This window comes from Clavibacter rahimiani, assembly GCF_052654495.1.
Map to the genome: position 1 here is coordinate 1,240,540 of NZ_CP199790.1, position 11,793 is coordinate 1,252,332.

The 11,793-nt window shown below is 76.6% G+C and carries 7 protein-coding genes; 4 read left to right on the forward strand and 3 right to left on the reverse strand.

Annotated elements, in window-relative coordinates; translation table 11 throughout:
* Nucleotides 1-24: 24 nt before the first annotated feature.
* Genes ACT7CP_RS05980 through nirB form a run of 3 tightly spaced genes read right to left on the reverse strand, consistent with a single transcriptional unit; the run spans nt 25 to nt 4,895 of the window.
* A complete protein-coding gene (locus ACT7CP_RS05980; RefSeq protein ID WP_445443734.1) occupies nt 25-1,176 on the reverse strand; it encodes a uroporphyrinogen-III synthase in 1,152 nt (383 codons plus the stop codon).
* Nucleotides 1,173-2,237, reverse strand: coding sequence for a uroporphyrinogen-III C-methyltransferase (gene cobA / locus ACT7CP_RS05985; protein ID WP_445443735.1), 1,065 nt, complete (start codon nt 2,235-2,237; stop codon nt 1,173-1,175). Before cobA ends, ACT7CP_RS05980 begins: the two co-directional genes overlap by 4 nt.
* A gap of 3 nt (nt 2,238-2,240) precedes the next feature.
* On the reverse strand, nt 2,241-4,895 hold the full coding sequence (nirB, locus tag ACT7CP_RS05990; RefSeq protein WP_445443736.1) for a nitrite reductase large subunit NirB: 2,655 nt from the start codon (nt 4,893-4,895) through the stop codon (nt 2,241-2,243).
* A gap of 253 nt (nt 4,896-5,148) precedes the next feature.
* On the opposite strand from nirB, the gene nirD reads away from it, so the two are divergent.
* From nirD to ACT7CP_RS06010, 4 genes are all read left to right on the forward strand, one after another.
* On the forward strand, nt 5,149-6,225 hold the full coding sequence (nirD, locus tag ACT7CP_RS05995; protein WP_413964069.1) for a nitrite reductase small subunit NirD: 1,077 nt from the start codon (nt 5,149-5,151) through the stop codon (nt 6,223-6,225).
* A 105-nt stretch (nt 6,226-6,330) separates the two neighbouring features.
* Nucleotides 6,331-7,833, forward strand: a complete 1,503-nt coding sequence (locus ACT7CP_RS06000) for an MFS transporter (RefSeq protein ID WP_413964070.1) — start codon at nt 6,331-6,333, stop codon at nt 7,831-7,833.
* Between the two features lie 80 nt (nt 7,834-7,913).
* Nucleotides 7,914-9,995, forward strand: coding sequence for a molybdopterin oxidoreductase family protein (locus ACT7CP_RS06005; RefSeq protein WP_445443737.1), 2,082 nt, complete (start codon nt 7,914-7,916; stop codon nt 9,993-9,995).
* Nucleotides 9,988-11,715: an FAD-dependent oxidoreductase gene (locus tag ACT7CP_RS06010; RefSeq protein ID WP_445443738.1), complete on the forward strand. Its 1,728-nt coding sequence runs from the start codon at nt 9,988-9,990 to the stop codon at nt 11,713-11,715. The genes ACT7CP_RS06005 and ACT7CP_RS06010 overlap by 8 nt, the downstream gene beginning before the upstream one ends.
* Nucleotides 11,716-11,793 lie beyond the last annotated feature (78 nt).

Consider the following 11,793-nt stretch of genomic DNA (forward strand, 5'->3'; position numbering starts at 1 on the left):
CGGGTCCGGAGGACCACGCGCGGGTCAGGCGGTGGTGAGCCGGTACCCGCGCTTGATGACGGTCTGGATGATCCCGCCGTCGGGCAGCGACCGCCGCAGCCGGGAGATCGCGACGTCGACCGCGTGGTCGTCGAGCACCTCCGGGGTCGCCCGGGCGAGCACCCGGCGAGGCACCGTCGCGCCCTCGGCGGAGACGAGCGCGCGGAACAGCGCGAGCGGCACGGGGCTCAGGGTGAGGCGCTCGCCGTCGATCACCACGAGCCGCCCGCGGAGCTCGACCGTGCCGTGCTGGGTCGCGAGGCGCGCGACGCCCGACTCCTCGAGGTGCGCGCACACGAGCCGGATGAGCGCCCCCATGCGGAAGCGGTCGGGCGTGATCGGGAGGATGCCCGCCTCGACGAGCGGCGCCGCGGTGACCGGGCCGACGGCCGCCGCGACCACCATCGTCCGCAGCGCCTCCTGGAGGTCCTCGAGCCGGCCGGCCGCGTCCGCCGTGGTGAACAGCGCCTCGACCGCGGGCGCGCTCGTGAAGGTGACCGCGTCGATCCCACCCGTGCACAGCGCCTCGACGAGCCGCAGCACGCGCGCTGAGTCCTCGTGCACCGTCCAGCGGTAGGGCGCGACGGTGAGCACCCGGGCCCCGGCCGCCTCCAGGCGCGCGAGCTGCACCGGATCCGTGAAGCCGTGCAGCTGCACCGCCACCGTGACGCCGGCGACGTCCCCGCGGAGCACCAGGTCGACGAGGGACGTGGTGGTCTCGCGCTCGCTCATGCCGTGGTCGTCGAGGCTGGCGGCGCGGATGGCGCCGCGGGCCTTGGGGCCGCGGACGAGGATCCGCGCCTCGGCGAGCACCTCGGTGAGCTCGTCGCCGATGCCGGCGGCGTCGGCCGCCTCGAACCAGCGGCTGATCCCGTAGGAGGTGGTCGCGAGGAGGATCCCGGGCCGCTCCCGGATGATCGCGCGGGTCTCGGCCTCGAGCGCGGAGTCGTCGCTGACGCCCGTCATGCGGATCGTGGGGGCGTGCACCACGTCGGCGCCGCGGCGCTCGAACGCGGCGATGAGGTCCTCGGAGCGCCGGTCGGAGGTCACGGCGATGCGGAAGCCCTCGAGCTGGTCGGGCCGGAAGCCGGGCTCGGCGTCGGATCCGGTCATGGCGGGCGCTCCCTCGGCGGTCACGGCGTCGCCCGTGCCCGGCGGCCATCCTCCCACGGGGCGTGCCCGGAGGCCGCGGCCTCCTCGGCCCAGCCCGGCACGCGCACGACCTCGCCGACGACGATGACCGCGGGCGAGCGCGGCGCGACCGTGCCGAGGAGCCCGGCCACGCCGGAGACGGTGGTGACCGTGGTGCGCTGGTCGATCGCGTAGCCGCGCTCGACGATCGCGAGCGGCATGTCGGCGCGCATCCCGTGCCGCTGGAGGCCGGCCACCAGGTGCGGCAGCGTGCCGACGCCCATCAGCACGACGAGGGTGCCGCCGAGGCCGACGAGGTGCGACAGCTCGTCCTCGCTGAAGGGCACGTGGCCGGAGACCACGGTGAACGCGCGGCTCACCTCGCGGTGGGTCACGGGGATCCCGGCCGCGGCGGGCACCGCGACGGCGCTCGTGACGCCGGGGACGACGGTCACGGGCACGCCCGCGGCGCGGCACGCGATGACCTCCTCGCCGCCGCGCCCGAAGACGAACGGGTCGCCGCCCTTGAGGCGCACGACGCGGAGGCCGCGGGAGGCGTGCTCGACGAGCAGCTCCTCGATCCGGCGCTGCGGCACGGCGTGGTGGCCGGGGGTCTTGCCGACGTCGATCAGCTCGGCGCCCGGGGCGAAGGCCGCCAGGTCGTCGGTGGGGCCGAGGCGGTCGTGCAGCACGACGTCGGCCTCGGCCAGGGCGGTGCGCGCGCCGACGGTCATGAGGGCGGGATCCCCGGGGCCGCCGCCCACGAGGGTCACGTGCCCGAGCGGCGTGGGCGCGGTGCCCTCGACCGCCTGGAACCAGACGCGCTCGGCCCGGCAGGCCTCGGCGACGGCGGCGCGGCGGACGGGGTCGCCCTCCACCCACAGCACGAGGTCCGGGAGCGCGCGGGCCGGCAGCGCGGCGGCGTCGAGCGCGGCGCCGGCCGCGTGGTCGGGCACGAGCTCCACGTCGGCGCCGTCCGCGGCGAGGGACGCCGTGATCCGGCGGGTGGCGGCCGGCCCGCCGACCACCACGACGCGGCGGCCCTGGACATCGAGGGGGATCGGCACGGCTCACACCTTCCGGACGGGGATGGACGGTCCCGACAGCATGACGGATCCGTCGCGCTCCTCCGGGAAGGCGGGCCGCCGCTGGCCGCGCTCCTCGACGCGGGCGAGCGACGGGTCGGGCGTGGCGGGCGCGTTGACGAACGAGCGGAAGCGGCGGAGCCGGTCGGGGTCGGCGAGCGTCGCCGCCCACTCGTCCTCGTAGCCGTCGATCTGCAGCGCCATGGCCGCCTCCAGCTCCGCGGCGATGCCCAGCGAGTCCTCCACGACCACCTGGTGCACGTGCTCGAGGCCGCCCTCCAGCTCCTCCTGCCAGCGCGCGGTGCGCTGCAGCCGCTCGGCCGTCCGCACGTAGTACATGAGGTAGCGGTCGATGTAGCGGATGAGGGTGTCGTCGTCGAGGTCCTTCGCGAGCAGCTGCGCGTGGGCGGGCGTGAAGCCGCCGTTGCCGCCGACGTAGAGGTTCCAGCCGGTCTCCGTCGCGATCACGCCGATGTCCTTCGCGCGGGCCTCGGCGCACTCGCGCGCGCAGCCGGAGACGCCCATCTTGAACTTGTGCGGCGAGCGCACCCCGCGGTACCGGAGCTCCAGGTGCACGGCCATGGCGACCGCGTCCTGCACGCCATAGCGGCACCACGTGGATCCGACGCACGACTTCACGTTCCGGAGCGCCTTGCCGTACGCCTGGCCCGACTCGAACCCGGCGTCGACGAGGATCCGCCAGATCTCGGGCAGCTGCTCCAGCCGCGCGCCGAACATGTCGATGCGCTGGCCGCCCGTGATCTTCGTGTAGAGGTCGTATCTCTCCGCCACCTCGGCGATGACCTTGAGCTTCGCCGGCGTGATCTCGCCGCCGGGGATGCGCGGCACCACCGAGTACGTGCCGTCCTTCTGCATGTTGGCGAGGGCGCGGTCGTTGGTGTCCTGCAGCGGGCCCTGGCCGGCGTCGAGGATGTAGCCCTTGGTCTGCGTGGCGAGCACGGACGCGACGACGGGCTTGCAGACGTCGCAGCCGAGGCCCGACCCGAGGCGGTCGAACACCTGCGCGGCGGAGGTGAGGCCGAGGATCCGCACGGTCTCGAACAGCTCGCTGCGGCTCACGGCGAAGTGCTCGCAGAGCGCCCGCGACACCTCGACGCCCGCGGCCTCGAGCTCGGTGTCGAGGATCTTCTTCACGAGCGGCACGCACGACCCGCACTGGGTGCCGGCGCGGCTGCAGGCCTTGAGCGCCGCGAGGTCGGTGCAGCCGGGGACGCCGTCGGATCCGCGGACCGCGTGGCGGACGTCGCCCGCGCTCACGTCGTTGCAGGAGCAGACCTGCACGTCGTCGGGCAGGTCGGTGGCCGCGGGCGGCTCGGCGCCGGCCGCCGAGAGGTAGGCGCCGGGCTCGGATCCGAGCTCGCGGCCGAGCAGGGGGCGGAGCGCGCTGTACGGGCCCGCGTCGCCGACGAAGACGCCGCCGAGGAGGGTCCGCGCGTCGTCGCTCATCACGATCTTCTGGTACAGCCCGCGGGCTGGATCCGCGTAGACGACCTCGAGCGCGCCCTCCGAGCGGCCCATCGCGTCGCCGAAGGACGCGACCTCGACGCCCGCGAGCTTGAGCTTCGTCGCGTCGTCGATCCCGGGGAACACGGCCTCGCCGCCCGTGATCCGGTCGGCGACGGTCTCCGCCATCGCGTTCGCGGGCGCGACGAGGCCGACGCACACGCCGTCGACCGCTGCGACCTCGCCGATCGCCCACACGTGCGGGGCCGAGGTGCGGCAGGCCGCGTCGATCGCGACGCCGCCGCGCGGGCCGATCTCGAGCCCGGCGTCGCGCGCCAGCTCGTCGCGCGGCGTGATCCCGATGGAGAAGACGACGACGTCCGCCGAGATCGTGCGCCCGTCCGTGAGGGTCACGCCGATGACCCGGCCGGTCGGCGTCGTGAGGACCTCGGTGGGCCGGACGCCGAGGTGCAGCTCCACGCCGCGACCGTGGACGATGCGGCCGAGCGCCTGCCCCGCGCCCTCGTCGAGCTGGGACGACATGAGCCAGCGCCCCGAGTGCACGACCGCGGAGCGTGCGCCGAGCGCGTGCACGCCGCCCGCGGCCTCGAGCCCGAGGAGCCCGCCGCCGACCGTGACGACGTCCACCGGCCGGCCGTTCCGCTCCCGCAGCTCCGCGATCTCGGCCACGAGGTCGGCGACGTCCCGCAGCGTCCGGTACACGCGGCCGTGCTCGGCGCCCGCGATGGGCGGCACGGTCGCGGTGGATCCCGTCGCGAGCACGAGCTCGTCGTAGGGGAGGACGTCGCCGTCGTCGAGGGCGACCGTGCGGGCGACCGGGTCGATGCGCGTCGCGAGGCGGCCGGGCCGGCAGTCGAGGGCCACGTGGTCCCAGAACGCGGCCTCGCCGAGGGTCAGGTCCACGTCGCCGTGCAGGCGCTTCGAGAGCTGCACGCGGTCGTAGGGGAGGTGCGGCTCGTCGCCGACCACCGTGATCCGGAGGTCGGGCGTCGACGCGTCCACGCGGGATGCGAGGGACTCGGCGAGGCGGTGGGCCGCGGGACCGCCGCCCACGATGACGACGCGGCGGACCCCGTCGGGCCCGGTCGCGGGCGACGCGGACGCGCCCGTCGGGACGGCGTGCGGGTCGGACGTCGTGGCACCGGATGCGCTCATGGCTGGCCTCCTCCTCGGGTGTCCTCCCACGCTATTCAGGGCCCGTTTCGGCGTCGTTGCCCCCGTGTCACGCCGTGTGACGGGCGCCTCACGCCGATGCCGCGCGGCCGAGAGGTCTTCGTTACGCCGCCGTCACGGCGGCGGTCGGAGACGGAAACACCGCCTCCCTAGCGTGGCCGACACGAGCCGCCCGGATCCCGGGCCGGCCGCACCATCCGCCGCTCCACCCCGCATCCGACCGCGAGGAGACCGCATGACCATGACCGAGGTCGCCGCGTCCGCGCCCGGCACGACGTCGACGGGCCCCTGGCTCGCCGTGTGCCGGCTCGACCAGCTGGAGCCGCTGTGGGGCGAGGCCGCGCTCGTCGGCGGCGAGCAGGTCGCGCTCCTCCGCCTGCCGGACGACAGCGTGCGGGCCGTCGGCCACGCGGATCCCGCCACCGGCGCCCACGTCATGGCCCGCGGCATCGTCGGATCCCGCGGCGGACGCACGACCATCGCCTCACCGCTGCACAAGGACGTCTTCGACCTCGACACGGGGGAGTGCCTCACGACGCCGTCGCTGCGCCTGCCCGTGTGGCGGAGCCGGGTGCGCGACGGCGTGGTGGAGGTGGCCCGCTCGGCGGCGCTCGTCGCGGCGTCGCACGGCACCTCGGATCCCGCCGGCCGCCGGGCCGTCGCCGCCCTCGTGCAGGCCGTGCGGGAGGCCCGGCCCGACCTCCTCGTCGTGGACGCCCACGTGGACGTGCAGCAGCCCGACGTGCCCGCCGCCATGGACGGGCTCGACGACCCGGACCGCGCGGTCGTCGTCGTGCCGCTCCTCCTGAGCGCCGGCTACCACGTGCACGTCGACCTCGCTGAGGCCGCCGCGGACGCCGCGCCGCGCGAGGTGCGGGTGACGGGGGCGCTCGGGCCGGATCCGCGCCTCGCCGTCGTCCTCGCCCGCCGCCTCCGCGAGGCCGGCCTCCGCGAGGGCGACCGCGTCGTGCTCGCGGCGGCCGGATCCAGCGACGCCGGCGCCGTCGCCGACTGCCACGCCGTGGGCGCGCTGCTCCAGGCGGAGCTCGGCCGCGAGGTCGTCACGTCGTTCATCTCCGCCGCGCGGCCGCGCGTGCCCGCCGCCGTGCGCGACGAGCGGGAGGCCCACCCGGGATCCCGCGTCGTCGTCGCCACCTACCTCCTCGCCCCCGGCTACTTCGCCACCCTCGCCGAGCGCGCGGGAGGGGACGCCACGAGCGCCCCGCTCCTCGTCGACGGCGAGGCGCCGCCCTCGGAGCTCGTCGACATCGTCGTCGAGCTGCACGCGTCGGCGGCCGTGCCCGTGCGCTGACCCGCGCCCGGCCCGCCATCGCCGCACCCGCATCCCGGGGGCGGCCCTCCCGCCGCGCCCGCGGCCTCCATCTCGCACCGCACCGCACCGACCAGGAGAACCGCCATGACCGAACTCCTCCCGCCCGCGACCGGGCACACCGCCCCCGCTCCCGCGCAGCCGACCACCCCGCCCGGCGCTCCCGCGCCCGGCGCCCCCGCGCCCGGCGCCCGCACCGTCGACGCGCACGGCGCGTCTGCGCCCGGCCTCACCTTCCGCGACGGCGCCGTGATCGACGGCTGGGACCCGGAGGACGCCCGCCAGTGGGAGGGCGGCGGCGCGCGCATCGCGGGCCGGAACCTCCGCTGGTCGATCCTCGCCGAGTTCCTCGGCTTCGTCGTCTGGCAGCTGTGGTCGATCGTGGTGGTGCAGCTCCCCGCCGCCGGCTTCGACCTCACCACGGGCGAGGTGTTCTGGCTCATCTCGATGCCGAGCCTCGTGGGCGCGACGCTCCGCTTCCCCTACACGTTCATGGTCCCGCGCTTCGGCGGCCGCAACTGGACGGTGATCTCGGCGCTCCTGCTGCTCATCCCGACGATCGCGCTCGCCCTGTGCGTCGGGAACCCGGAGACCCCGTTCGGCGTGCTGCTCCTCGTCGCGGCGCTCGCGGGCCTCGGCGGCGGCAACTTCGCGAGCTCCATGTCGAACATCACCTACTTCTACCCGCAGAGCCGCAAGGGCTGGGCGCTCGGGCTCAACGCCGCGGGCGGCAACCTCGGGGCGTCGGTGGCGCAGCTCGTCGTGCCGCTCGTGATCACGGTGGGCGCGGCGGCGACGCTCGACCTGCCGCTCGCCGGCTGGGTCTGGGTGCCGCTCATCCTCGTCGCGGCCTTCGGGGCGTGGCGGCGGATGGACAACCTGTCGCACGCGAAGGCGGACCTCACGGCGTCGCTCGCGGCGCTCAAGGAGCCGCACCTGTGGATCCTCGCGTTCCTCTACGTCGGCACCTTCGGCTCGTTCATCGGCTTCGCGGGCGTCTTCCCGAAGCTCATCTCGGACGAGTTCCCGGAGCTCTCGACGTTCGCGGTCGGCTCGGCCACGCTGTCGCTCGCGTTCCTCGGGTCGCTCATGGGATCGATCGCCCGGCCCCTCGGCGGCCGCCTCGCGGACCGGCACGGCGGCGCCGCGGTCACCATGGGCGCCTTCGTCGTGATGGGCCTCGCCGTGGTCGCGGTGATCGCCACCCTCCCGCTCGGCAGCTTCCCGCTCTTCCTCGCGCTGTTCCTCGTGCTCTTCACGGCGAGCGGCATGGGCAACGGCGCGACCTACCGCATGATCCCCGCGGTCTTCGCCCTGCGCTCCGGCACGGTCCGCGCCGGCCGAGGCTCGGGCGACGTGGGCACGCAGCGGAAGACCGCGGCGGCGCTCGGCCTCATCTCGGGCCTCGGCGCGTACGGCGGCTTCATCATCCCGCAGGTGCTGAGCCTCTCGAAGACCGAGACCGGCGGCTACACGACCGGCCTCGGCGGCTTCGTCGTCGCGTACGCGGTGATGCTCGCGGTGACCGGGCTCGTCTACCTGCGGGCGGGCGGGATCCGCCGCGGGACCGACGCCGGCGCGCGCGTCTGATGCCGGCGGTCGCCGAGGCGGGCGCGGGCGGAGGCGCCGGCACGCGGGGGCACTGCCCGTACTGCGCGCTGCAGTGCGCGATGACCATGACGCCCACGGGGGCCGGGGCCGCGGTGCCCGCCAGTCCGCCGCTGGCGATCGCCGGCCGCGACTTCCCCACGAACCGCGGCGGCCTCTGCCGCAAGGGCTGGACCAGCGCCGAGGTGCTCACGGCGGCGGGGCGGCTCACGCACCCGCTCGTGCGCGACGCGTCGGGCGAGCTCGTCCGCGCGACGTGGGACGACGCGCTCGACCTCGTCGCCGACCGGCTCCGCGACAGCCGCGCGCGCTTCGGCGCGGACTCCGTGGGCGTCTTCGGCGGCGGCGGCCTCACCAACGAGAAGGCCTACCAGCTCGGCAAGTTCGCGCGGATCGCGCTCGGCACCTCGCGCATCGACTACAACGGGCGGTTCTGCATGTCGTCCGCGGCAGCCGCCGGCAACCGCGCGTTCGGCGTCGACCGCGGCCTGCCGTTCCCAGTGGCGGACCTCGACGGCGCGTCCACCATCCTGCTGCTCGGCTCGAACGTGGCCGCCACCATGCCGCCCTTCATCGGCCACCTCGGCGGGGCGCGGGCCGCGGGCGGGCTCGTGGTGGTGGATCCGCGCCGCTCGGCCACCGCGCACCTCGCGGACGACGGCCAGGGGATCCACCTGCAGCCCGCGCCCGGGACCGACCTCGTGCTGCTGCTCGGGCTCATCCACGTCGTGCTCGCGGAGGGCCTCGCCGACGACGCCTACATCGCGGCCCGGACCACGGGCGTCGACGCCGTCCGCCGGAGCGCCAACGCGTGGTGGCCCGAGCGCGTGCAGTCCGTGACGGGCGTGCCGGTCGCGGAGCTGCGCCGGGTCGCCAGGCGGCTCGCGGACGGGCGCGGCACCTTCATCCTCACGGGCCGCGGCGTCGAGCAGCACGTCGACGGCACCGACACCGCGACCGCCGCGATCGACCTCGCGCTCCTGCTCGGGCTCCCGGGACGGCCCGGATCCGGGTACGGCACCCTCACCGGCCAGGGCAACGGGCAGGGCGGGCGCGAGCACGGGCAGAAGTGCGACCAGCTGCCCGGCTACCGGCGCATCACCGACCCGGCCGCCCGCGCGCACGTCGCCGCGGTGTGGGGCGTCGAGCCCGACGCGATCCCCGGGCCGGGCGTCCCCGCCGTGGAGCTGCTCGGCGAGCTGGGGGAGCCCGGCGGGATCCGCTGCCTCCTCGTCCACGGCTCGAACGTGGTCGTCTCCGCGCCCGACGTGACCGCCGTCCGGCGCGGCCTCGCGCGCCTCGACCTGCTCGTCGTGTGCGACCTCGTGCTCTCGGAGACCGCCGCGCTCGCCGACGTGGTGCTGCCCGTCACGCAGTGGGCCGAGGAGGAGGGCACGACGACGTCGCTCGAGGGCCGCGTGATCCGCCGCCGTCGCGCCCTCGCCCCGCCGCCGGAGGTGCGCGGCGAGCTCGAGGTGATGGCCGAGCTGGCGCGCCGGCTCGACGCGCCCTCGACCTGGCCCACCGACCCCGCCGTCGTGTTCGACGAGCTCGCGCGCGCCTCCGCGGGCGGGATCGCGGACTACTCCGGCCTCAGCCACGCCCTCCTCGACGACGACGCCGTGGAGGCCTTCTGGCCGTACCCGGCCGGATCCACGGGCACGCCCCGCCTCTTCGCCGACCGGTTCGCGTACCCGGACGGCCGCGCGCGGCTCGTCGCGGTGACGCCGCGGGACGTGACGGCCGGGGATCCGGCGCCCGTCGGCGGCGCGCTGACGCTCGTCACCGGGCGGCTGCTCGAGCACTACCAGTCGGGCGCGCAGACCCGGCGGGTGCCGGAGCTGCAGGGCGCGCAGCCCGTGGCGCGGCTGCAGATCCACCCGTCGGCGGCCGTGCGGCTCGGGATCGTGCACGGCGCGCCCGTCGCGGTGGCCAACGCGCGCGGGGAGGTGCGGGCGGTCGCGGAGGTGACGGCGGGGATCCGGCACGACACGGTGTTCCTGCCCTTCCACTACGCGGGATCCGAGTGCGCGAACCTGCTCACGGCCGCCGCCGTCGACCCCGTCTCCGCCATGCCCGAGTTCAAGCGCACACCCGTGACCGTCCGCGCGCTCGCGACGGCCGAGGAGGCGGCGCGTGGCTGACGCGGACGGCGGCGCGATGCGCGTGCTGGTCGTCGGCCACGGGCCCGTCGCCGCGCGGCTGGTCGAGGGGCTGCTGCCGGCCGTGCGCGCGGGGATCCTGCGGGTCGTCGTCGTGGGGGCCGAGGACGAGGACCCGTACAACCGCGTGCTCGTCGCGGAGCACGCCGTGGGGCGCGCCGACCGGGCGCGCCTCGAGGTGGCCGACACGGCCGCCGCGGAGGCCGCGGGCGTGCGCGTGGTCCGGCACGGCGCGGTGGTCGGGATCGACCGCGCGCAGCGGACCGCGACCCTGCACACCGGCGAGGTCCTGCGCTGGGACCGGCTCGTCCTCGCCACGGGTGCCCGCGCGCACGTGCCGCCCATGGACGGGCTCGATGCGTCCCGGCACGTCCGCGGCGACGTCCCGCGCGATCCGGACGGCCTCGACCACGGACGCCACCCGCTGCCCGCGGGCGTCGTCGCGCTCCGCGACCTGCGCGACGCGCGCGCCGTGCTCGCCGCCGTGACGGCCGGGCGGCGCATCGTCGTGCTCGGCGCGGGGGTGCTGGGCATGGAGCTCGCGCTCGCCGCGGCCGAGCAGGGCGCGGACGTCGTGGCCGTGCACCACGGCGACGTCCCCATGGCGCGGAACCTCGACCGCGGCGGCGGCCGCACGCTCAGCCACGCGGCCGACGCGGCGGGCGTGGCGATGGCGGCGCACGCGCGGGCCGAGGGCGTCCTGCTGCACGACCGCGGGACGGACGACGAGCGGTTCCAGGCGCTGCTGCTGGCCGACGGCGGGCGAATCGACGGCGACCTCCTCGTGCTGTCCTGCGGGGTCACGGCGCGCGACGAGCTCGCGACCGCGGCGGGCCTCGCCGTGGGGCGCGGCGTGCTCGTGGACGCGGACCTCCGCAGCTGGACCGACCCGGCCGTCCTCGCGATCGGGGACTGCGCGCACGTCGCGGCGCCGGGATCCGCGCGGCCCGACGGCCAGGTCCCGGGCGGGCCGTCGGGCCTCATCGGGCCGGGCTGGCGGCAGGCCGACGCGCTCGCCGGGCTGCTGGCGGGCGAGGCGGAGGCGGCGTCGGGATGGGCGGCGGGATCGGCCGGCGGGGGCACGGCCGCGACGGTCGGGGTCTCCGCCCTCGCGGGTGACGCCGGTCGCCCTCCCGTCGTGATGCTCAAGGCCGAGGGGGTCGACGTGGTCGCGGGCGGCGACGTCACCGCCGAGCCGTGGGACGACCCGCCCGCGCGGCGCCGGCGTCCCGGTCTCGTGCACGCCGCGTCCTGCGGGGCGGAGGCGCCCGACGCGGACGCGCCGTCCCCGCGCGAGGTGGCCGTGTGGACCGACCCGGCGCGCGGCGCGTACGTCAAGACCGTGACGCGCGACGGGATCCTCGTGGGCTTCGTCTCCGTCGGCATGCCCCGCGCGGGTGCCGAGCTCACGCTCCTCTTCGAGCGCCGCGGCGAGCTCCCGGCCGACCGGTCCGTGCTCCTCCGCCTCGACGCCGCCGACGCCGGGGCCCTGCCGACCGGCGATCCGCTCGCGCCCGACGCGACCGTGTGCTGGTGCAACGGCGTCACGGCGGGGACCATCGCGGAGGCGGCCGCGGGCGGCGCCGGGACGGTCGAGGAGATCGGCGCGTGCACGCGCGCGGGCACCGGCTGCGGGACGTGCCGGGGGCGGATCCAGGAGGTCCTCGCGTCGGCGGGCGGCCGGACGGCGGCGCTGATCTGAGGTCGGGTTCGGCAGGGGTCGGCCTCGTCGGCGTGGTCCGCCCGGTGATGCGGGTGGCGCTCCCGGCTCGGGCGCGGG

What these genes read in the sequence shown, in the direction of transcription:
- nirB (WP_445443736.1), bottom strand. Translation starts at nt 4,895, where the DNA reads ATGAGCGCATCCGGTGCCACGACGTCCGACCCGCACGCCGTCCCGACG.
- nirD (WP_413964069.1), top strand. Translation starts at nt 5,149, where the DNA reads ATGACCATGACCGAGGTCGCCGCGTCCGCGCCCGGCACGACGTCGACG.
- ACT7CP_RS06000 (WP_413964070.1), top strand. Translation starts at nt 6,331, where the DNA reads ATGACCGAACTCCTCCCGCCCGCGACCGGGCACACCGCCCCCGCTCCC.
- ACT7CP_RS06005 (WP_445443737.1), top strand. Translation starts at nt 7,914, where the DNA reads ATGACCATGACGCCCACGGGGGCCGGGGCCGCGGTGCCCGCCAGTCCG.